26 protein-coding genes and 5 pseudogenes are annotated in these 20,965 nt (G+C 49.7%); 4 read left to right on the forward strand and 27 right to left on the reverse strand.

Features of this window, described 5'->3' with window-relative positions:
- Nucleotides 1–4 precede the first annotated feature (4 nt).
- The 11 genes from ACUW6V_RS01565 to ACUW6V_RS01615 all read right to left on the reverse strand — a co-directional run bounded on the left by ACUW6V_RS01565 (nucleotide 5) and on the right by ACUW6V_RS01615 (nucleotide 8,066).
- On the reverse strand, nucleotides 5–565 hold the full coding sequence (locus ACUW6V_RS01565; protein ID WP_105607853.1) for a Gp37 family protein: 561 nt from the start codon (nucleotides 563–565) through the stop codon (nucleotides 5–7).
- Nucleotides 562–1,080, reverse strand: coding sequence for a hypothetical protein (locus ACUW6V_RS01570; RefSeq protein WP_105607854.1), 519 nt, complete (start codon nucleotides 1,078–1,080; stop codon nucleotides 562–564). Before ACUW6V_RS01570 ends, ACUW6V_RS01565 begins: the two co-directional genes overlap by 4 nt.
- Nucleotides 1,073–1,468, reverse strand: a complete 396-nt coding sequence (locus ACUW6V_RS01575) for a phage head closure protein (RefSeq protein WP_012124624.1) — start codon at nucleotides 1,466–1,468, stop codon at nucleotides 1,073–1,075. The genes ACUW6V_RS01570 and ACUW6V_RS01575 overlap by 8 nt, the downstream gene beginning before the upstream one ends.
- Nucleotides 1,465–1,782, reverse strand: a complete 318-nt coding sequence (locus tag ACUW6V_RS01580; protein WP_012124623.1) for a head-tail connector protein — start codon at nucleotides 1,780–1,782, stop codon at nucleotides 1,465–1,467. The genes ACUW6V_RS01575 and ACUW6V_RS01580 overlap by 4 nt, the downstream gene beginning before the upstream one ends.
- Nucleotides 1,783–1,816: 34 nt before the next feature.
- A complete protein-coding gene (locus ACUW6V_RS01585) occupies nucleotides 1,817–2,083 on the reverse strand; it encodes an Ig-like domain-containing protein (RefSeq protein WP_085105343.1) in 267 nt (88 codons plus the stop codon).
- Between the two features lie 5 nt (nucleotides 2,084–2,088).
- Nucleotides 2,089–3,309, reverse strand: a complete 1,221-nt coding sequence (locus tag ACUW6V_RS01590) for a phage major capsid protein (protein WP_105607855.1) — start codon at nucleotides 3,307–3,309, stop codon at nucleotides 2,089–2,091.
- A 69-nt stretch (nucleotides 3,310–3,378) separates the two neighbouring features.
- Complete coding sequence (locus ACUW6V_RS01595) at nucleotides 3,379–4,002, reverse strand: HK97 family phage prohead protease (protein WP_012124620.1); 624 nt, start codon at nucleotides 4,000–4,002, stop codon at nucleotides 3,379–3,381.
- Nucleotides 3,995–5,236 carry a phage portal protein gene (locus tag ACUW6V_RS01600; protein WP_007793902.1) on the reverse strand — a complete coding sequence of 414 codons (1,242 nt, stop codon included), beginning with the start codon at nucleotides 5,234–5,236 and terminating at the stop codon, nucleotides 3,995–3,997. The genes ACUW6V_RS01595 and ACUW6V_RS01600 overlap by 8 nt, the downstream gene beginning before the upstream one ends.
- Before the next feature lie 145 nt (nucleotides 5,237–5,381).
- Nucleotides 5,382–7,109 (reverse strand): terminase large subunit, encoded by a 1,728-nt coding sequence (locus ACUW6V_RS01605; RefSeq protein WP_105607856.1) that lies wholly within the window; start codon nucleotides 7,107–7,109, stop codon nucleotides 5,382–5,384.
- A 3-nt stretch (nucleotides 7,110–7,112) separates the two neighbouring features.
- Complete coding sequence (locus ACUW6V_RS01610) at nucleotides 7,113–7,541, reverse strand: phage terminase small subunit P27 family (RefSeq protein ID WP_015386663.1); 429 nt, start codon at nucleotides 7,539–7,541, stop codon at nucleotides 7,113–7,115.
- A gap of 165 nt (nucleotides 7,542–7,706) precedes the next feature.
- Nucleotides 7,707–8,066 (reverse strand): HNH endonuclease, encoded by a 360-nt coding sequence (locus ACUW6V_RS01615; RefSeq protein WP_109996036.1) that lies wholly within the window; start codon nucleotides 8,064–8,066, stop codon nucleotides 7,707–7,709.
- A 611-nt stretch (nucleotides 8,067–8,677) separates the two neighbouring features.
- Here ACUW6V_RS01615 and ACUW6V_RS01620 point away from each other — a divergent pair.
- Entirely contained in the window at nucleotides 8,678–8,935 is a 258-nt protein-coding gene (locus tag ACUW6V_RS01620; protein WP_109996159.1) for a biofilm development regulator YmgB/AriR family protein, read from the forward strand.
- 79 nt (nucleotides 8,936–9,014) lie between these two features.
- Here ACUW6V_RS01620 and ACUW6V_RS01625 read toward each other — a convergent pair whose 3' ends face one another.
- Nucleotides 9,015–9,080: a hypothetical protein gene (locus tag ACUW6V_RS01625; protein WP_231692259.1), complete on the reverse strand. Its 66-nt coding sequence runs from the start codon at nucleotides 9,078–9,080 to the stop codon at nucleotides 9,015–9,017.
- Nucleotides 9,081–9,427: 347 nt separating this feature from the next.
- Here ACUW6V_RS01625 and iraP point away from each other — a divergent pair.
- Nucleotides 9,428–9,772: pseudogene (gene iraP / locus ACUW6V_RS01630) on the forward strand (anti-adapter protein IraP).
- Between the two features lie 795 nt (nucleotides 9,773–10,567).
- Here iraP and ACUW6V_RS01635 read toward each other — a convergent pair.
- The 11 genes and pseudogenes from ACUW6V_RS01635 to ACUW6V_RS01685 all read right to left on the reverse strand — a co-directional run.
- On the reverse strand, nucleotides 10,568–10,918 hold the full coding sequence (locus tag ACUW6V_RS01635) for a hypothetical protein (protein WP_015386657.1): 351 nt from the start codon (nucleotides 10,916–10,918) through the stop codon (nucleotides 10,568–10,570).
- Nucleotides 10,918–11,403 carry a lysozyme gene (locus ACUW6V_RS01640; protein WP_015386656.1) on the reverse strand — a complete coding sequence of 162 codons (486 nt, stop codon included), beginning with the start codon at nucleotides 11,401–11,403 and terminating at the stop codon, nucleotides 10,918–10,920. Before ACUW6V_RS01640 ends, ACUW6V_RS01635 begins: the two co-directional genes overlap by 1 nt.
- Nucleotides 11,403–11,618, reverse strand: a complete 216-nt coding sequence (locus ACUW6V_RS01645) for a class II holin family protein (protein WP_007749455.1) — start codon at nucleotides 11,616–11,618, stop codon at nucleotides 11,403–11,405. Before ACUW6V_RS01645 ends, ACUW6V_RS01640 begins: the two co-directional genes overlap by 1 nt.
- A gap of 489 nt (nucleotides 11,619–12,107) precedes the next feature.
- Nucleotides 12,108–12,340, reverse strand: a pseudogene (locus ACUW6V_RS01650) (hypothetical protein).
- A gap of 134 nt (nucleotides 12,341–12,474) precedes the next feature.
- Entirely contained in the window at nucleotides 12,475–13,170 is a 696-nt protein-coding gene (locus ACUW6V_RS01655; protein ID WP_105624880.1) for a bacteriophage antitermination protein Q, read from the reverse strand.
- A complete protein-coding gene (locus ACUW6V_RS01660; RefSeq protein WP_075184250.1) occupies nucleotides 13,167–13,529 on the reverse strand; it encodes a RusA family crossover junction endodeoxyribonuclease in 363 nt (120 codons plus the stop codon). The genes ACUW6V_RS01655 and ACUW6V_RS01660 overlap by 4 nt, the downstream gene beginning before the upstream one ends.
- Nucleotides 13,526–13,810: a hypothetical protein gene (locus ACUW6V_RS01665; RefSeq protein WP_181144300.1), complete on the reverse strand. Its 285-nt coding sequence runs from the start codon at nucleotides 13,808–13,810 to the stop codon at nucleotides 13,526–13,528. Before ACUW6V_RS01665 ends, ACUW6V_RS01660 begins: the two co-directional genes overlap by 4 nt.
- A gap of 2 nt (nucleotides 13,811–13,812) precedes the next feature.
- Nucleotides 13,813–14,013 (reverse strand): hypothetical protein, encoded by a 201-nt coding sequence (locus ACUW6V_RS01670; RefSeq protein WP_454037914.1) that lies wholly within the window; start codon nucleotides 14,011–14,013, stop codon nucleotides 13,813–13,815.
- 2 nt (nucleotides 14,014–14,015) lie between these two features.
- Nucleotides 14,016–14,471: a YbcN family protein gene (locus tag ACUW6V_RS01675; RefSeq protein ID WP_454037915.1), complete on the reverse strand. Its 456-nt coding sequence runs from the start codon at nucleotides 14,469–14,471 to the stop codon at nucleotides 14,016–14,018.
- A gap of 885 nt (nucleotides 14,472–15,356) precedes the next feature.
- Nucleotides 15,357–15,584 (reverse strand): annotated as a pseudogene (locus ACUW6V_RS01680) (baseplate assembly protein); the annotation flags it as partial.
- Nucleotides 15,569–15,930: pseudogene (locus ACUW6V_RS01685) on the reverse strand (phage baseplate assembly protein V); the annotation flags it as partial. The pseudogenes ACUW6V_RS01680 and ACUW6V_RS01685, both read right to left, overlap by 16 nt.
- Before the next feature lie 154 nt (nucleotides 15,931–16,084).
- Between ACUW6V_RS01685 and ACUW6V_RS01690 the strand changes: the two are divergent.
- A complete protein-coding gene (locus ACUW6V_RS01690; protein ID WP_105547610.1) occupies nucleotides 16,085–17,881 on the forward strand; it encodes an AAA family ATPase in 1,797 nt (598 codons plus the stop codon).
- Here the strand turns inward: ACUW6V_RS01690 and ACUW6V_RS01695 are convergent.
- From ACUW6V_RS01695 to ACUW6V_RS01710, 4 genes and pseudogenes are all read right to left on the reverse strand, one after another.
- Nucleotides 17,878–18,233 (reverse strand): annotated as a pseudogene (locus ACUW6V_RS01695) (phage virion morphogenesis protein); the annotation flags it as partial. The gene ACUW6V_RS01690 and the pseudogene ACUW6V_RS01695 sit on opposite strands and share 4 nt — an antisense overlap.
- Nucleotides 18,234–18,794: 561 nt before the next feature.
- On the reverse strand, nucleotides 18,795–19,679 hold the full coding sequence (locus ACUW6V_RS01700) for a helix-turn-helix domain-containing protein (protein ID WP_105665344.1): 885 nt from the start codon (nucleotides 19,677–19,679) through the stop codon (nucleotides 18,795–18,797).
- Nucleotides 19,680–19,702: 23 nt separating this feature from the next.
- Nucleotides 19,703–20,155, reverse strand: a complete 453-nt coding sequence (locus ACUW6V_RS01705; RefSeq protein WP_088251140.1) for a toxin YdaT family protein — start codon at nucleotides 20,153–20,155, stop codon at nucleotides 19,703–19,705.
- A complete protein-coding gene (locus ACUW6V_RS01710) occupies nucleotides 20,155–20,394 on the reverse strand; it encodes a Cro/CI family transcriptional regulator (protein ID WP_454037916.1) in 240 nt (79 codons plus the stop codon). The genes ACUW6V_RS01705 and ACUW6V_RS01710 overlap by 1 nt, the downstream gene beginning before the upstream one ends.
- 80 nt (nucleotides 20,395–20,474) lie before the next feature.
- Between ACUW6V_RS01710 and ACUW6V_RS01715 the strand changes: the two genes are divergently transcribed.
- Entirely contained in the window at nucleotides 20,475–20,885 is a 411-nt protein-coding gene (locus ACUW6V_RS01715) for a helix-turn-helix domain-containing protein (RefSeq protein ID WP_085013490.1), read from the forward strand.
- The last annotated feature ends 80 nt before the right edge of the window (nucleotides 20,886–20,965 follow it).

The raw sequence follows: 20,965 nt of genomic DNA on the forward strand, positions 1-20,965 counted from the left end.
AGAGTTACTCCGTGAAGTGGATTTCGTCGTGATGCTCGATGTCGCCGTCCGGCCCGTTGCCGGGGTCGATAAAGTCCACATCGACAGCCACCGTTTCGAGCGGGACAAGCTCGTCCAGATCGCGGCGATGGCGCGTGTCTATGTCGGTTATTTCCCGTTCAGCGGTGAAATCGAACTGGTAATAAAGCGCGGCGCGGTTCATTTCGACGACCTGCCCGCCGTCATAGGTGATCTGGTGTGTGCAATCGTCCGGCTCCCATCCAAGAATCGCGCCGAATATCTCCGCCCGGATTGAATCGACGGCATCAAACGCGGCGGTTTGGCCGCGCAAATCCCGCCTGTTATCAAGCACGACAACCACGGCAAAACCCTCATTCACAACCTGGTAGTAGTCGGTTTGCGACTCCTGGCGGGAGACGGTATCGCCGGTCGGAATGACGTAAGCGGCGGGGAGCATCATCTTTGCATTAGACTCCAGCGCCTGAAACTCAGCCGCGCCCGCGACTCGGGATTTAAAAGACGGAGCCCGCGATCTCAACGCCTCGATAATTAACGATAATTTCATGCCCTTACCCTCCTGACCTTCGGCGGCCGCAAGGCTTTTCGTAACGCGCGTTGCAGTGTGTAGCGCGTCCAGGCTTTGCGACGCGCTAACACTTCGGTCATGTAGTTATTACGTGGGGCCACCTTCCACCCGGAGCCGCCGGATTTGCCTTTGTGGTGCGAGCGCTGCCGCTTCGCGCCACGGCGAACGCCGTAGAACAGGAAAGCCGGGTAAAAGTCACCCTCAATACGGTGGTTTCCCTCTCCCCGTTTCTGGTTCGGTGCGATTCGCACCATCATCCCGGAACGGTTTTTCGAGGCGCGCGGAACGTAATAGCCGATTGAGCGCGCCAGCCTGCCGGTTTTGTATCCGGGGTTTTCGCCGGGTTTCGACGTCCCCCGTTTCATTACCAGCCGACGGGCGTCCCGCATGTGAACCTGACCGATTTTGACGAACGCGCGGCGCATGACGGGGCGTTTAAATTCCATCTGCTCCGGGACGTCATAATCGACGTGAAAGAGAGGAGAATCAGCCATACACCGCCCCGCTGTAGTGATCCGCGTCGCCGAGGCTCTCGCACTCCAGAAGCAGGAACCGGCGCTCGGAATTGAGATCGCGGATTCGCCGGACGCGTAAAACCTCACCTCCGGGTAACACGATTTGCCACTCGCTCGACATGCCAGACCGGTAGCGGATCGTGATGAGGTGCGTCACGGCTTCGCCGGTCTGAACAGACGACTGATAAGTCGTTGCGCCGGTTTGCTGGACTCTCGCCCACGCCCGGAACGTGTCGATCTCCTCGCTTTCCGTGCCGAAATCAGCCGCCGGTGAATCAACGCGCTTTCTGAACTGAACGCGTCGGTTAAGCTCTCCGGGATCGGGAAACGAATAGCGCGTCGCTGTCTGTGACGGGCTTCTTTTCATAGCGGGATAAACCTGTATGCATCGACAAGCCATTTAAACGACTGCGGCATCTCTGTCATTTCCACATCAGACGTTGATGATCGGTTTTCATAAAAATGACTACAGAGCATCAGCATTGCCTGGCGGATATCGTCAGAGACGACGAGTCCGTCCTCGTCAGTGTCGGGGACTTCCGTCGCGTATAACCTGCGGTTGAGGTAATTCGAGGTGCGGGCCTCAGCGGCCCCGCCGAGGAGGGTTAAAAGTGCGTCCTCCTCGGTGAAATCCTCCTCAATACGCAACTGCGCTTTAATTTCTGAAAGGGAAAGAATCACGGCTCGGCCTCAATAAAAAACGCCCCGGAGGGCGTTATTTAGATTTAGTTCGCTTTTCCGCTGCGACAGTGACGGCGCAGGAAGCAGAAACGCCGGAGCCGTCCGCCGCTGTCGCGGTAACGTCTACCGGGCCGCCCTCAGCGACGCCAGTCACAACGCCGGAGGCGTCAACGGTTGCGATGGCTTCGTCTCCTGACGTCCAGTTAAGCGCCTTGTTTGTGGCGTTTTCAGGGGTAACACTTGCTTTAATTGGCGAGGTCGCCCCGACCGCGACAGAAAGCGCGGTCGGATCAAGTGTCACCCCGGTTACTTTGCCTCGTCTTTACCGACCAGCGCTTTAACCGCTGCGGCATCTTCGAGAGCGCAGTCGAAGCGATGGAAGGCCAGGAAACCAACCTGATCATATTCCGCGTAACGCTCAGTGAGTCGCATCAGGGTCATGTACGCCACACGGCGTAAGATGAAGCGGTCAAAGTCACCGCAATACACGAACTGTTTACCCGCCCCAATATCGGCAATCGCCTGATCGATAACGTAAGGCACGTTGAGTACGGTCGCCGGTGCCATACCAACCACATCCGGGAGCCAGAGCGGACGGCCCTGCGCATCTTTCATAGAGGAGATTTTCAGCAGGGTATTGTCGTTAAATGCAAAGCGGAATTTCGGCGAATTGCGATAGGCCGGATCGACGCTGTGTTTCAGCGCGAGCAACTCCTCCCAAGTAAACGCGTCAGCGGCTGCGGCGGATGTGGTTTTCGTCACCCACTTAGCCAGTCCTTTAACGTTTTTACCGGTGCCGTCACCGTTAACGATTTGCGCCGCTTCGCCACGGCCCAGGCGCTGCGCGATACGTGCGGCCAGATAGCCGTTAATGTCGATGCCGCTATCGAGTAACAGCTCGTTAGAAACGCGGATAATTTTCGACGTCATTTTTTTGGCACCGATAGTGATCGGCTCGAAAGTGACATCGCCTTCGCTCGCTTCCTCGTTCTCTCCGAGCATCACGCCCATATCGGCGGTGCCGTCACTATAAGTCCAGTCGATATCCTGACCATTCGATGTGCTCAGAATCTGGCAAACACCCGCGATCCCGCCGTAGGCTTTCATTGCCTCAACGACACGGTTTCGGAACTGTTTCGGCACGGTGAAACCGCCTTTAGAACCGCCGCCCTCACCGTCGTCGATACCCTGGGCGCGAAACTCTTTTAGAGTGCGCTTTTCTTCCGTTGACAGTTCCCCTAAGCCGTGGCGGACAAACTTGTCGAAAACAGCGGCGCGACGTTCATCTTCGGAGCCCTCCGGGTTGTTGCGGTGTTCGGGTTCGTTTTCGGCTGCGAGGATATTATCCATCGCGCGGAGTTCTTCCTCGCGCTTAATCGCCGCGTCGAGCTTGTCGTATTCGTGTTTTGCATTGTCCCACTGGCTGCGCTGCTCCTCAGTCCAAGATGCATCGCCGATTTTTTCGTTCAGGGCGCGCATTTCAGCGGCGATAGTGGCGCGTTTTTGCTGCATTTCGTGCAATTTCATAAGGTCAATCACTCTTTTTTAGATATAAAAAAACCCCGCCGAAGCGAGGTTGTTTAATTAAAGGGTTAGTTACGGTCGCGCTAACAGGTCAAGAACTCGCTCGCGAGCGGCTTTCTCTGTCGTCTGCTTTTGCCGCGCCTCAGCGCTGCGCTGATCCTGCTCTGCCTGTTGGCTGCGCCACTGCTCCAGCGAACGGACGGCGCTGTCGGCCTCCTGATAAGCCGGATAGGTGACAGGCGAAACGTCCAGCAAGCGGGAAAAGCGAGTAATTTCGCGAACGACGACGCCGTCTTCATCCTGATACCAGCGTTCGCCATCGCGGGCGACACGGAACGCAAAGGAGCTTTGTGAAATGTCTCCGCGCTGCATCGGCGCGAGAACCAGATCGCGGATTGTCTGCGTTTGTGGCGCTGTGATTTCGTAACGCAAGCCTCTGTCGTCGACAGAGAGGGACAACGTCCCCGCCGAGCTGCGTCCTAAAATAAAATTCGGGTCATGGTTAAACAGGGCGCGAACATCGTCGCCGAGGACATCGTCAAACGCTCCCGGCTTAATCACTTCGCGGAACGAGCCGAAAATCAGCTCTGAACGGCTGTTAAATACAGACGCATAGCCAATAATTTTGGTTGGTTCGCCCTCAACCTCAGCGGCGCGGACTTCACCAACGTAACAGCGCTTTTCAATATCACTCATTGTCAGGGTTTCCCTCCGGGGTTTTGTCTTTACTTCCGCTTGTCTGCGCGGCATTAACCGAAACGAGCATTTCATCAAGCCCCGGAACCGGATTTTTATCTTCCAGCGCTCGCACTTCGTTACGGCTTAACCAGCCGTCGGTGATCGCGTAGTGGTAGAACTCGGCTCGCTCTTTCGGCGTACCACGCAACAACCCGGCCAGATTGAATTTGACGTAATGACCGGCGGCCAGCTCCTGCCGGGTAAAAAGGCGGCGGTTTAGCTCCTGCTCCCAGTTAACAACCCACGGCATAATCGTGAATCGCACGAACTGAATCGACTGCTCGGAAATGTTGGAAAACGTCGCTTTTTCGAGGTCGTTAATCATGTGCGCCGGCACATTGAAAATCCCCGCTATCATGCTGCGGTTTAGCTTCATCATTTCGACGAGCTGCGCGTCTACCGGCGATATGGTCAGGGCTTTGTAATCCAGTTCGGCAGGGAGCAAGAGCGTTTTGTTTTCCTGCGAACGGAGCGCGGCAGCGGCTTTCTGCCAGATTTTTTTAAGCCGATCCCACGATTTATCGTTCAACTCCTGCTTGACGGACACTATCCCCGCCGGGCGCGCGTTGCCGTTAAAAAAGCTCTCTGTGTACTTCTGCCCTGAGAGCCCCAGGCCGATGGTTTGCGCGTGCTGCATAATCGGTGAGAGTCCCCATTTGTCGCAGTTACCAATCGCCTTAATGTGAACCATATCGTCGGGGTGAACCGACCAGCTTCCTTCCTCGGTGTAAATACCGTAACGCCAGCGGCCATCAAATTTAATCAGGCACGATTCCCACGGCATCCGGTGCGCCAGCTCGATAACCTCGCCGCGCCGGTTGCGTTTAATCTCCGTGTAAGCATTGCCCCACCCTAAAACGTGGCGTTGCATCAGCTCGCGCCATTTATACGAGGTTTCCCACGGGTTAGGCTCGTCATGAACGAGATAGAAAACCGGGTGTTCTGTTGCCTGCCGAACGGTTTTCCCCTCGCGCCGCAAAACGTGTAGCGGCATTTGTGCCAGGTTCGACGAGAGCACATAAATGCAGGAATAGACCGCCGCCAGTTTCATCGCCGTCTCAGGAGAGACAAAAACGTCAGAAATCATGCCGGAGGTTGTCGCGATGTTCTCGCCTGTCAGCGGTGTGGCAGGATTTTCTGGATTACCCGGCTCCGCGTTAGGGTCTGAACGGAAAAACGCGTCAAGGAACATCAGCGCCCCCTTTTGCGGGCCATCGCGAGACCGTTTAAAAGCAGGCCACCGCCCGCGACAGCCATCGCCGGAGCCGTTCCCCACCGCAAATAACAAGCGGAGATAAGCAGGCAGAAGCCCACAACGCCGAAAACGTCGTGTAATTTCATAGCGTTAAAATATCCTCATCATCAAGATTTGAAAGGAAATCACCTGGCTCGTTGAGCATGGCCCGGCCAACCCCCATCATCATTGCTACTGCGCCGTCGATTTTGTTCTCGTTGCCCTCTTTGGTCGGTCGGACAACGTCGTCAGAGCCTGCGTAATACTTGCCGACAACATTCTGGATGCACCAGGTCAGGATCGGATTCCCGTCATGATGGAAACGGCCAGCCGCGAGCGCGGCCTCGATTTCTCGCATCGGGTCGGACATGTTCGTAAAGTTCTGCGTAATGGTGACAGGATTTAGCCCTTCATCGTTGAGCATATGCGCCAGTGACGTCGCGCCGTAAGGGTCGATGGGGCATATCTCGATTTTCACCTTGTCACGGAGCCTGAGAATCGACTCGAAAATCACCCGATAATCGACCTCTGCGCCATCGGTCGGGATCAGCACACCTTGATTTACAAACGACTGATAGCGCTCGGCGGTGCGTTTTAGCTGCGGATCTGTTGAGTAGACCGTATCCTCTGGCACCCAGAACTGAGCGCCGACGCAGTAAAAGTGTTTAAGCCCGTCGATTTCCCGCATGAACACAGGCACCACGGCGTTGAGGTCGAGCTTTGAAGCCAGGTCTATTCCGAGGTAACAAGGTTCCCCCTCAAAATCCGCCAGCTTCAGCGACGGGTCGGCGGCCTCCTGCCAGCGCTGCATGTTGTAAAACGCGGCTTTACTTGATACCCACAAATTAAAGTGCTTTGTGAGGATCTTGTTAGTCTGGCTCGGGGTGGTTTTTGCAAGCTCCTGCTTGGCGCGCAGAAATTCAGGCTTGAGCGAAACGCCAAGGTTAGGGTTCGCTTTCCGAATGGCTTCCTCAGAGGTCCAGTCGTCATCCTTATCAAGGGTGTAAATGATGCCGAAAATCGTCTCATTTGCACCGTCAGAGCGAATGCCTTCAAGAATTTCTACCACCTGTGAGCGCTTGTCATAACAGGGCGAGGCAATATCGTAGCCCGCTGTCGTGATGATGAGCGTCAGGGGCTGTTCACGCGCCCCTTGCCCGGTCGTCATTGTCGTGTAAAGCGCATCTGTGGCGTGTTCGTGATACTCGTCGATAATCGCACAGCTCGGCGAGTCACCATCACCAGGATCGCCGACAATCGGCGCAAACACCGAGCCATCTGGCCGGGTCATTTTTTTTGCCCACGGCTTTATTGAGAAGCGCTTACGCAGCGCCGGGAGTTTCTGCACCATTTGGCGCGCAGGTTCAAAGACTTTAAACGCCTGCTTTTCTGTCGTGGCTCCGCAGTAAACTTCAGCGCCGTGCTCGTCGTCCGCGCAGAACATATAAATGCCCACGCTGGCAGCGATGAGTGATTTCCCGTTCTTACGGGGAACCTCGATGTAAATTTCCTGGAAGCGGCGAAGTCCATCTGATTTGCGAACCCAGCCAAACGAAACGCAGAAACAAAACTTTTGCCAGTCCTCCAGCGTCAACCGGAGCTTTTTACGGGCCCATTCGCCGGACGTGTGGGGCATTTTTTGCGAGAAGCGACAAAAACGCTCGGCTTTATCTCTGTCGAACCTGTATGGCCAGCGCTGATCTTTGGCCCGCTCAAGGTCATTAAGATGGCGCTGACACGCGAGCTTTACATAACGGCAGGCGAGAATCTTCCCAGCGACAACATCCCGCGCGTAGCGATTCGCGTCGTTAACGTTCGGATAGGTCGCCATAAGTTAAAACTCATCAAATTCATTTCCCTCTTCATCGTCAGGCGTACCCGCGCCGAGCATACGCGCACGACTCATAGGGTCCAGGCCCAGCAACGAGCCAAGCCTGGCTATCTGCGCTACGGCATCGTTTCGAACATTAATCGCGGGATGTTTTTTGATGCCGCTCTCGCCGGTAGCGATGATTCCACTGGTTGCGATCATCTTCTCGGCTTCGATCATGAGGTGAAATGCATTGCAGTAGGCCATGAGGACAGGAGCGTCCTCCGGTTCAAATAAACCACGCTCAATAAGTATCTTTGAGGTGCTTTTCCAGACCTTCACCGCCACGGCGCTCATTAGCTCTTGTGGCGGTCTGATATTTGTAATTGAGCTTTTGCCGCTTACAGGGAGATTCTTCTTTCGACCTCCACCCGCGGCCCGGACTCCGGCCATAAATTCACCTCCTGGCTGAGCAAAAAACCGGCGGAAAGCCTCCCGGAAAAAAATTCTTATTTCTCACGCGTAAAAATTTAGCGGGGCGGGCAGTCTGGAACGCTTTATTCACCAGAGATTTACCCCCGCCCCTCCCTGCTCACTCTCCCTGATGACCTGCATTCTTCACCGCATCACGCTCAGTCGCTCTCTCGCGGTTTTAGCTTTGTGATGTTCTGTGCAAATGCATTCGAGATTGCTCGGGTCGTCTGTACCCCCATGAGCCTTAGCGATGATATGGTCGACGCTTGAACCGGGACGAATGACGCCCTCACGCTTACAGGTCTGACACAACCCCTTGTCGCGCTTGATAACCAGGTTCCTTACCTTTCGCCACTCAGCACCATAGCCTCGCTGTGCTGCTGACCGCCCTTTATTGTGTCGTTCCCAGCCAGCGCCTTTATGCTCTTCGCAGTATCCGCTTCTGTCTGTAGTTGATTTACCACATCCACGTTTACGGCAGGCTTTAGGAATTCTTGGGGGCATGCGCAATTCCTTTCAGTAGGATTACAGAGGGCAAACCACACGAAAGATGTTCTCTATTGCTGTAACGGATAACACTTTAATCCGACATTGCTTTGGCTAAGGTCTATGAGGTTATGCAACAGCAATATTTCATATAAACCTTGTTTGTCGCAGGCATAAAAAACCGCCAACAGGCGGGTGAATGGATGCCAAAAAATCAAAGCTGTACAAGTTTAGGTTTTTTAGCGCCAAATTTTCTTAACGTAACATTAATTATTTTCATTCAAAAATATTGATCCCACAAGATATATTAGAATTAATTTTTAATCCAATGTCTATTAAGATAAGGAAATGCCACTTCAAAAAAATTGATTGAAATAGAAGGTGCATTCGATATACAGGAATGACCACACGTTATGCTACATTTCTTGATGTACAGGTTTGGTGAATGTGTATAGGTTTGTGAAACGGTATATCACCGTAAGTAACGAATGATGCTTTGCATCGCCTCTGAAGGTGTAAGGATTTCCACCTTCAGAGGTCCTTTTTTGATGTGTTCACATCCGATCAGACTGTAACTTCCCTACGAGGCAATGAACAGTCTCTAATATTCTTAAATTATGAGGCTACATATGGCACCCTCAGTATCCGCAGATTCTCAGCTTGTCGACTACTTTGCTGCTAATGGCGATCAATACCTTTGCGAAAAAGTTATCATCTCAGAAGTCCGCTTAGAACTGACTGCAAAAAAAAACAGTGTTACCAATAAAGATATCATCCTTGCTTTGATCTACAGACTTCAGGTTGAGCATAACGAGGCAAAGAAAGATATCCTCCGCAACGCATTAGAGATTGTTGTCCAGCGCACTCCAGACGACATTCAGTCCTGACCGGGCTCCCAGATAACTATTAAAAGAAAGCTGTTCCCTTGCATCACCATTTCAGCCTCTGATCATACAGAGGCTTTTTTTATCTTAAACACTGCTCTTTGATGGACTGCTGCAAGAAATTTACTTGCCCTGTGATGGTGCCGATTCGCTCTTTGAGGGTGAAATAATCCCGTTCAGCTGAGTCAGTAAGCCAGGGCGGGTTACATCATCCATGCTGGTTGCATCGAACGTACCGTTTGCTGGGCAGGTTGTGCTGGGCCGCAACTTCTTACAACTTACGGCCGCTTATCCCTGTGGTGGGACTAGTATCTTCCATACCATCTTTATTCAGCTTTAATTCACAATTAAGTTCCATTTAAGTTGCTTATGGTTATGTGAAGTAACTCACCCCAAAAGATGCAGAATATATCCAGCTTCCTGAAAATATTAGGAAAAAGTTGATTATCCTCATTAACTGCGTTGTTAATGTGAACTAAAGAAAAGGAGATCTTCATGAAAAACGTGATTTACAGCATGCTTGCAAAGATTTCGAAAATGGATGCAGAAGCGAAGCAGCTGACTGCGTAGGTAGAAGCTCAAGCTCTGCTCTTAAGTGCGATGTTAATTACGATTGGTAAAGGTGGCAGTTTTGAGGAAATGATTGAATCCGTTAAGCAAGCAATCAACGCAGCACTGGACTCGGAAGATAATTCTTTCAAATCCGAAACGACAGTTTTGCTAACTCAGTTCAACGCGCTACTGTCGATCGCAGCCTCTCTAGATAAAAAAGATCCTGAACTTGACGTATCTGGACTCCTCAAGCTCACCTCTTCACTATCGAGCGACAAAGGCCTTTAAAAGGGTCTAGTACTTCGGAAAAGACGTACCCCTAGGTGAATAAATCACGATGGCCTTTTCAATATCTTCCTGCGAAGGCTCTAGTTCAGAGATACCGATAAGATAAGGTATGCCGCTATCAGATATGTATGTTGTGATAAAAAATGTAACGGTTCTGGTTTCGTGTTTAATGGGTATATGGTGAATGGCTCTTGCACGATTTGCTATCGTCAAAATTTCGCCATTCCAGCTCTCACCGAAGAGCATGACATCATTCATAATTATTCCCAGCGAACATGGGCTAGAGAAAACCCATCTCGTTACAGAAAAGGCCACGCAAAAGCGTGGCCTTTGTTTATCGCTTAGCTGGGCTTAACGAAGTCAACACTCAGGTGCCACCGGAAAATGTCGACGTTCGGCCAATTAAACTGGCTTCAATACCCTCATCTGGTGTTGGCAGGTGAACCGAAGTTACACGAAGCTTAACACCAAATCGGAAATTACTATCGAAAATTTTAAAACAATTGATAGTAACAATCAATGTATCGTAGATTGGCTATTTTTGGACGTTAATAGGGGGAATTAATTTAAGGCAGAGGATATGCGCACCATGTCAGATAATTCCTTGCTTTATCAGGTGATTACCCACAATAAAGACCATAAAAAAGCAAAAAATAGGGGTTTATAGCTCATAAATTCGCCTATTTAAGAGAATTATACCAAGCCTGCCATCGGTATTTGTCGAGCCTTAACTGTCTTAAGCACTTTGCGGTTTCTACATCAGCCAGTAAATCTTCGTCACTGTTTCTACCAGCATTACTTGCTTTGCATGGGGGCTCCATCAAATCCGCTGAGGGAATTGGCAGCGTCAATGGCGCGCTGCCGCAACTGCACAGCATCATTGTCAAACTTACACACAGTACGATTTGGAGACTGGACATATTTAATTACATCACGATTGATAACATGGTAAACGATTTTTCCTTCGTGACTGGTGCGAGCAGCTTTAATCTCAGAAGAACGAATCATATCTTCAGCTTTTGCTTTCTTTCTTGCCGCCATCGCGTTTACGTAATCAGAGTGGGCATTCCAGCCAGCGCGCCAGGAAAGTAAACCCGTGAGCATAAAAAGCAGTACATAGATTACAAATTTTCCAATGACCTTCATTACCGATCCCACATGCAAACCTGATGTTCAACTTCTCGCCTGCTCATCAACCCTCTCCACTTCTTGCCCCCAGCGTAAATCCAGCGCTTAAGCTCGTTACATGCCCCGACATAATCACCGTCGTTAAGCTTTTTCATCAGAGTAGATTTGATAGCTGCTGAGGGGCCGACGTTATAGGCAAATGAGTAGATAGCGGCGCGTTGGGTATCAGTAGTGTTTACTTTGATGTGCGGATCAATCTGGCGAGCGATATGTGTCATATCAGCTTGGGTAAGCGCATCACACTCGGCATCGGTGTAACGCTTTCCCGGAATAATGTCTTTGCCGGTATGTCCATCACAGACCGTAAGAACGCCAACCACATCCCGATAAGGCACATACTCGCGCCCTTCTAAGCCGTCTTTACCAGCAACCATTGCGGTGGCAATGGCAATAGCCCCACCGCCCACAGCTGCGACGATTCGTTGTTTTAATGCCGGGGACATTATTCTCCCCTTGCGGCTTTACGCCGATCTTCTTTGAGTTTGAAATAGAGGTTGGTCAGGAAGGTAAGGAAACCGAATACCAGGCTGCCGAGTACACCAATAGCCGCCCACTGTGATGGGGAAACTTTATCGAGGAGCTGGAGCACCCAAAACCCGGCATTACCTACAGATGTACCATAGGCAATGCCTGTCGTTAATTTATCCATTTGATACATACTCTCACCTCCTCTGTTCAGGGAAGTGTTCTGTGTTAAGACAGGAGTGGAACGGAGATAAGGAAAAGGGCAAAAAAAAGCCAGTTCGGCAGAACTGGCGACATGCGTGACTTCAGGACGCTCCATAGCCCTTGTTCTGTAACGTACTATTCTTCCCTGAGTTAGTTAGGTGCGGCACATCTTAATTTTAACAATCAAGATGCATTCGGCACTCAATACCGGAAGAATTCGCTACAGCTAATTATTTGCACCATGTGAGGGGCGCACTTTAAAAGTAGCAGGGTCTTGGTACAAAAAGTGTCGCTGGCATTAACTTAAGATGTTTTATTTTCATAGCGTGATTATTATCAAATTTTGAGTTTCTGGCGCGTTTGCAATGTTAAAAAGGCAGACAACACGAAAAGGCCACATCTCACACAAGAAGCTCCACACTTGGACAACAAGGCGGTTTTAGAATTTGTCTATATTAAAGAGCAGGAGCGTATCTCTTTACTGGACGTCAAAAGAGTTTTTATAGGAAAGCCAATCATGCCAGACGTTCTCTGGGTCAACGTCAGGATAACCACGGCTCTCATTCATTTTAAAGCGATATCGTCAGGCATTACCATACCGACTGCATTATCGCGCAGTGTCTCAACCTCTTGTTGCGTCAACTCACGACCGAGTTCTTTCTCTTTTGCGGTAAGTAAAACGATGAGAGCCGGAATAAATACCAGTGCCATTTGTTGCCTCTGAAGGTATCGGTAATGGAAGCCATATTATCCGAGGGCACATGTCGCAGAAACAAGAAAACCCGCACAAGGCGGGTTAGATACAACAGAGGCAAAATAACATAATGCAGACAAATTTACCGGTTTTAGTTCGGATTTGCAATAACTTGTTTGTAATTTGCTACCTTCTGCTTCGAACGTGTTTTTGCTGCATCTATTATGGCCCTCTTATCCAGATACAGAAAATTGGCTCTCATTTGCGCCCACCGTGCGGCATATCCTTCCGACCACGTAGATTTTGTTACCCCAACCATCTGCGCCAGCTCATGGGCTTTGTAGCAGCCTTGCGGCTCATTTCGTAACTCGCGTTTAACGTCCTGCGCCGCCAGCCATACCAACGCACGCAAACGCTCCAGTGTCTTACCGGCGATGCGCTGTCCTTTGAGTTCCTCGCTGAAAGTCTCCCAACCCCAGCGTACTATCTCGACCTGATGTGCATAAAGTATGTTTTCGGAGTAACACCAAAGCAGCCAGGCGCATTCGACTTCATCAAGCGCCAGTACAGCCCGACGCCAGCTCGCGGTAGCGTATTCGACGGGAAGCACCAGCGCGATTGATGAACCTTTGTCTCGGGACTGTACTCCCGGTACGGGTGGGTTATGTATGGTGATCATCTCCCCGGTTTCCTCATCCCTAACCTTCAGGCGCTTTCGCTTGAAGCGGTTCGTGGCTAATTGAGCGTTTTCTGCGAACGCAATGAGTTGCCCCTTGGTTGACCCGCTTAAATCAGCGGTCGCGGTAATGAGTTGCTGACGGATGTATTCGTAATCCTGTGCTATCACTCTTCAATCTCCGTGACTTTAATACCCAGACGTCCACCGGGAATGACTTCCCCGCGTACCACTTTTAGTTCGTCTATTTGCGAGTCGTTTTGCATGAAACCGCCCTTCTCCAGTGAGTCGCAGACCGCTTTGAGAATGTTGTCGATATCGCGGCGGCGTTTATCAGGCATGTTCGCGATAATGCGCAGCCTCAGCCGCGCAGAGGTGTTTATGTCGAGCTTGAGGATATGCAGGATCTCCTGCACTGCCCGACGGTACTCGCGGCCTTTCTTATTGATGTAGGTAATGCCATTTCCACGCCGCCAGTAGTCGTTAACACTTGGTGGATACGGCAATGTGAATTCATAGGTGTTCGTCATTTGGGCACCACCAGACCGCGCCGCGTCAGCTCCCGAAGCGTAAGCACGATGGCGCGGTCCATTAGTGCGCGACGCTCCTCTCTTGTCAGTTCGCTGCCGTTATCGATAGCATGATGACAGTCAACACAGAGCGCTGCCGTCAGGCTGTCATCGACCTTAAGGCCCATGCCTTTGTCCTCGTTGCGATGTGCCGCCTGTACACCCCAGCGGCGGCAAAGCACGCAACAATCTAACTGGCGAACGGCGGCCAGCCATTTAGCGCTTCGATAAATACTCTTCATCCTCACCTCCACATCCGTTGTTGAAATGTGGTGTCCTGCCGTGGCGGGTATTTGCTTTCCGGCAGCAGCACGCGAACAACGAACGTCTTACAGTCAGCAGACAGAGATCGCTCAGCTTTAATGCCTCGTTTGCTATACTGGCGAAGCAGCTCGTCGGCTTCTTCTGCGGTGCAATCCGAATGTTCAAACCATCCCATACGCATGATTAAGCCTCCTGCTCTGCCCGGAGCTGCGCATATTCACAGTCTTCGGGAATAGTGAGGCGGCAACCGATGCTCAGAGCCCAAGCCTCAACTTGCGAGAGGAAGAAATGCATCTCGCCGGTATCGAGATCGGAGGTATGACGGAGGGAACTGATAGTGGTTTTCTCGCCGGTAATGACGTCGGTCATCTCACGGTGTTCGTAGCCGAGGTAAGAATGCTTAAGCGCGTCCTTAACCCACGCCGGCGAAGCAAAGGCTTTGCCCCGCTTAATGAGATAGTCGCTGATTTCAGCAAACCACATGTGCGCCAGCGCATTCTGTGAAAGGCTGCGAGTTTCGCGCCACGGTTTGATGATCAGGCGGTAGCAATCACCATTAGCCAGTAGCGGCTGCAATTGCTTGCCGATGGAAGCGAAGTTGGATTTGTGAAGGCGGATGCCGTCTTTGGGGAAGTTCACGCCGCACCTCCGCAGAGGTCGAACGCTGGACAAAGGAAAGCGCCAGTCTCGGGGGTACCCGGGGCCAGCGTATCAGGAAAGGCTAGTACTAAGTTGATATGCGCCATCGGTTTCTCCGATAAGGCGCAGTGACTACAAAGCCTAGGGTGTTCAGCCCTATTGCTTAATTATATTCGAGCTAAGGGAGCTAAATCCAGCTAGCCGAGTGGCCTGTCTGAAATCTTCTAGAGATGTCACGAATTCATCTTCTCTAAGCGCAAATCCATCCACAACCTCTAAATTCTTCATGTAAAGCAAGATCGCGCCATTGAAACTTCCGCTTTCGAGTACGGGAATCAGTGCCTTGGGTACCTCGATATTGATCGTTTTCACAAAATACACCCCTTACATCTTAACGATAAGTTCGTTATCGTCTAACACTTAAAACTCTATCGCAGCTTCGCTCGTGAAAATTTACGCACCCACACAACCAGATAACATTTTAGTAACGGCTTGTTGATACATTAACTGTACATAAATACAGTATCTTTTGTGAAAGAGGGAAATACAAGAACTAGGAACTCTATTTGATTAATTTCCATGATCTCAGCAAAGCCACATGTAGTTTCGACTTTAGCTTTATGATTGAAATCAATGATTAACTGAAATTGCTGACAGAGGCAAAAAGGTTATAGACGAGGAGGGCGAGGTACGTTAAGTGGCATCCACAGTCCGCTTCGTGCCACAAGCGGAAGTTGATGGCCAAGTTTAAGTGCCTCATCGGTGTGAATGAAAATGGCAATTATCTGGCTGCCGGTAAACGTGATCGTTTCATAGAAATCTCCCTGTATTCGGGTTAGGAGAAAATGCTACTTATTCCTGCATCGATTTTTCGAGGGATTAACCTGCCTCTGGCCCCGGATATATAAAGATCTTGGCGTCCACGCTGTACAGGATAATTTCAGCGCTGCGCACCGTCAGACGGTCATCCACCAGGCGCACGCTCTCGCTGTTAAGTGCCTTATCAACCACCGCCAGCAGTTCAGCACCTGCCGTGCCGTCACCCTCATGGCTCAGGAAGGTAAGCACCTCCTCCGCCGAGGCGGCGCTGGTTGCGCTCGCATCCGCCACGCGCACGTACCAGCGCTTTCGTATTCAAACCAGCCGCCGTCGTCATACGCCGTCACGTTGCCGTCCTCAGAGTCTGAGGGGGGCGGAAACCGATTTGAGTAGACGGCAGGCAGGGCAAAGGCGGTTTCCAGATTGCCGCCCAGACTGAACAGAACAACCTGTTCTCCCACGGACGGTTTCCACCATGTGCGGGATTTCCCGGCACGGCAGGTCAGCCCGTTAATCCATTTGGTTTCAAGGGCGCCCGTTTTCACCCTGCACAGCCAGTTAACCCGGTCCACTTCCGTTTCAGTCCCTGTGCGGATCAGTTGGTGATAAGGCGCATGATTTTTGTAAGTTGTGCGTTCATGCCATTAAACTGCCATACATCATTTTACTCAAAAACAGTCAGCCATTGTGTTAAAGCTCAAACAATATCTTTCAGAAACAGATTTATGGGTAGTAAACTGTACCAGTTCTGCTAATGAGGCTTCACAGTTCAACCAAATACTAGGTGCTCTATAATGCATGTAAAAAAAATCACTCTTAAAAAATTCAAAAAATATAAAGACTCAACATTAGAGTTGAATAATGAGCTAAGCCTCCTTGTTGGAGGGAATAACTCAGGTAAATCCTCTTTACTTCAAGCGATGGCTACATGGCAGTTTTGCAAAACTCTTTTAGAGATTGAAAAAGGGCGAGTAAGTTGGACGGCAAATGCAACGAACCAAGGTTTAGGTTTAAGCATAGTAGACTTCACACCAATGTTCTTACCATCACTAAGTCATTTATGGACGAATCTAAAATCACAAAAACAAACAGAAAATGACGGATACACACTTAAAATAAAATTATTTTGGGATGACTCGGCCGGCAATGAAAAGTTTTTGGAGATGGGGCTATCTTTAGCGAACGATAGATTATTCATTAAAAACACTTCTAGCAATATCAGCATCCAAGAAATTATAAACATTGATGGCTCTCCGAATAACACCAATATACCACAAATAGCTTATCTACCTCCGTTTGCGGGAATTACCGATCGAGAAAGTAGGTTGAGCCCAGCCATGCGAAACCGATTGATAGGGCAAGGTTTGTCTGGAGGGGTTATACGAAACTCGCTTTATGATATCCATTTGAGCAATCAGAATAAACGACAAGCTTTGAAGCAAGGAAGAACAAAAATTGCCAACAAAGATCTTGCTGAACTTAGGGAAAATGACGCTTGGGAAATACTACAAAAGACACTATTCGACCTTTTCTCCTTAAAAATTGAAGTTACGCCATTTAATGATCAATATCATAGCTATCTAAAAATAGAATGTACTGCAGGTAAAGTGAACGGTTATCAATTCACTAAACATAAAAATTTTAATGCTCGTGATATTATGGTTGAAGGGAGCGGTTTTCTTCAATGGTTAAGTGTATATACACTAGCATTATCCGAAGAATTTAACGTAATTCTACTTGACGAACCAGACGCTCACCTGCACACACAACTGCAAAAAAATCTTACCGAACGCTTGGAAGATATAACCATTAAAAAGAAAAAACAAGTCCTTCTAGCGACTCACTCCACTGAGCTTATTAGGGCATATGAACCCTACAAAATATTATCACTATCAAATTCAAGGGGAAGATATCTTGGATCAGACGATGAGAAAATTGGTTTATTAAGTGGCATAGGCACAATGTTTAGCCCTAAAATACACAAACTCACTGAAGAAAAAAGATTATTAATTGTCGAGGGTGTTAGTGACGAGAGATTTTTAAAGAAAATATTTGAAAAACTACAATTAACTTGGCCGAAAAATATCGTCACATGGTTCTGGACAGGTAAATCATCGGAAAGATTTCAACTTTATAGACAGCTCAAAAATGAAATTCCAGAATTAAAAGCCATAAGTATACGAGATCGTGATGATGACAGTGATGGCTCCGTAGACGCAAATCTTAAGGATAAGGGTACAACCTATTCCGATGTAAATTTTCAAGCTATGAAATGGCGGCGTAGACATATAGAAAACTATTTTTTGGATGTATCAGCTATAGCTGCAGCTGCTGGGGTTAACGAGAAGCAAGTACGTGATTTTTTTGTCGAGAAACATGCACTAGCAATGCCTGATTCAATAGTCGCAACGGACATTGCCGCAGCAATAAAAGACGCTCGTGGAAAAGAAATATTCACTGACGGTCAAGACGGTCTAAAAAAAGAGTTTTCGATCACAAGAGACCAAGTATTAAATAATATGGAGCAAGACAGGATGTGCGATGACATTAAGTATTTCTGTCAATGTTTAATAACCTTCGCAACCCCCTAATCTGCAATTGAGGTTATTACGTCGAATAGCTTATCACGTATAAAAGATGTTATTTTTGAGTTGACGCCCAGCAAACGCCGTTCAGTGTACTGCACCTCAGGTCTCCGACGGCTTACACGATCCCGTAAGCCGTAATGATACATCCGGGCAATCCGCTACACCTGCCCGACGAACTGCGCGCTGGCAGTGTCAGCATAGGCGGCAGTTTGAGGTATTTCGCAGTGCGGAGCTTGGCGAACATCTGTCGTTTAATCCGCCCCTTGTTTGTTTGGGCAGTTACCCGGCCGGTGCCGTCAGGATTTCGCTGCAGACAGATGTTGTTCTGTTGGTTCCTGCACAATTCCTGCGCCAGTCCACTCTGAAGTGAGCATATTACCTCTGTTCAGGTGGCCAAATTCAGTAAATCACTTCAAAGCACTACGCCTGCTATGTCTCCCACCGTAAAACCCAGTGTCATAATCTCATCAATACTCTGTAACAGCTCACCGGCCATGTTTATGGCCGGTGACTCGCTGTTTCGGAAATACAGACCTCTATAGTCGGGATACTGGGCTGACTTCGCAGTCAGTTAACGTGTTCAGTGGCTTTAAGGTAAAGGTCGCGTCAGTATGCGGCAGCACTGGTTGAATCCGGCCATGTATCGCTTGAGCGGGCCGATGTCCATATCAGTCATCAGCATAAGTGCCAGTCCGGATACAGACCGGCAGGTTCTGGTACTATAGGCATGCTTGGCCGCAGTATTACCGGCAGAACACAAAAATCCGTGAAAAATTTCATGGATGAGCAATAACGCGTTACTCAGGAAACGGACTTAACAGGCAACGTCTGCTAATCGCTCAAAGCTGACATCAGCCTATGTTTCAACCCCTCTTGCCAGAAGCAGAAATTGTGAGTGAAGCCGCACTGTGCATGGTTATCCCCTAAAACCAGCCGGAATTGTATTATCCGGCTCCGGAATATGATTCACATCGCGCCAGGCGGGCATGTTCACGCCAGTGCAGAACCTGATCACCAGGTCATCCCATTTCTCACGCAACTTGGACGGGCATTTAACCTGACGGATCCAGAACGGGTCGCTCTGTATCCGTCGAAATAACTCGCAAATCTGTTTGTGTGTACGGCCATCCAGCATGCGCATCAGGCGTATATCGTTCGCCCATGCCGTCCAGTTAGGCTCTTTAGGCCGGACAGGTTCGCCGTCAAGGGTGTCGGCCTGCTCGTACAATTTCAGCACTCTCGTCCAGATCCACTTCGCGCAGGTCAAATCTTCCTGGCTGCCCCACTGGCTTTTCCTCGGGCTGTAAACCACGGCTTCAGGATGCCGCTTCAAAAACTCAGCTTTGGTGATCTTTTCGTCCGACAGCGAAGCGTCGGGACAAGAAGTGTTTTCTGGTTCTTTGACTGGTTCAAAAGAGTGACTGATTCTGGGTGAATCTCCTGCACCACCCCCTGGTGAATCTGTTGCACCACCTGGTGAATATCCTTCACCCCCCTGGTGAATGTGTTGCACTACGCCTTGTTTATCACTGGCCCCGTCTAAGGTCAGCCGGTAAAAATTACTGGTATTTCCTTTGGGTCCGGTTCGGGTTTCTTTAATCATCAGCCCGGACAGGCATAATGCATTAATATGGTTCATCACTGAGCGTCGACTGATTTCGCATTGATCGGCGATATGCTGATAGCTCGGCCAGCATTCGCCCTGGTCGCTTGCGTTATCGGCCAGCTTAAGCAGGACCAGCTTGCGCAGCGGGTTCCCCACTTTTACTTTCATTGCCTGAACCATCAGTTCCATACTCATAAAAAGACCTCGAATCTCCCGCGCTAAACTGCGTTCGGCATAGCCGGAACCAGTTTCACTTCGTAACCCGGCAGTAAATCTGCCAGGGCATTAATCGCTTCCAGCGTTTCCTTACGGATAATTTCCTTCGGTTTGCGCATCAGCACGGCGTTCGTCGCCTCGATACACTCGCGGTTCGCCACAGCGGCCCGCAGCTGTTCGGCGGCAGCGGTTTCCAGCTCAGCGTTCATGGCAGCCTTAACCGCATAGCTCAGCGCTTCAGCGTTGCGGCGGTACTTTGGTGAGTCGCCCCGGAAAGCGCGCTTGATAATCTGCGCGTTGTTATGCAGCCGGCGGCTGTACTCTTTGGCGTCCTGAACGCTCAGGCTTTCCAGAAGACCGCCGGAATGATGCGCCGTTATCATCGGCGTGATGGTCTTCCAGCCCTTTTCCGCCGCCCACTGCTCAAGCTCCATGCCGAGTTTTTTGATTTCCATCAGTCAGAATCCTTTTGAAGTTCAGTGCTAGCCTTTCGACTCAAACGTTTTTTCTTGCGGTATTCGTCGTAAACGTTTTTGTCGTAGTGAAGTGTCCCTTCAGAAGCAATTTCGAGGCGATATGCCCGTGCCTCTGGAACCAGTTCTTTCCATTTGTAAGTAGACTGCAATTCGACACCCGCTGCTCTTGCGAGCTTAGTTTTAGTGCCGAAGAAATTAAGTGCTTCACGCGTAAGCATGTGACCCCCAATTTGTTAGGTATGTCTAACATTATCTTGCGCGAGATATCTAAGTCAAATAAATTTAGAATTGTCTAACTATGAAGAATGCGAATAGCCTCGGACAACGGATCCTTGCCAGACGTAAGGAGCTGAAATTAACGCAACGACAAGCTGCCAAATTGGCAGATGTTGCGCATGTAACCATATCTCAGTGGGAACGTGATGAGACTCAGCCTGTTGGAGCAAGACTGTTCGCACTTGCAAAAGCATTGTCGTGCAGCCCAACATGGTTGATGTTCGGTGATGAAGACAAAGCTCCCTCTCCAGCAGATGCTCTCCAAGCAGCACCGCCGCTATCTGAAAGGCAAAAAGAGTTACTTGAACTCTTCGATTCCCTGCCTGAATCTGAACAAGAGGCGCAGATTCAAGAGTTACGCGCTCGAGTAAAAAACTTCAATAAACTCTTCGAAGAGTTGCTTAAGGCAAGACAACGCCAATCAAAAAGATAAGCTAATTAAAATCAAAAACTTAGTTTTTTTGGGTTCTTTTGTTAGGATTATCTAACAAAAATATCTTGCCTTGTTCGTTA

The organism is Cronobacter sp. 153480017-3 (assembly GCF_053627815.1).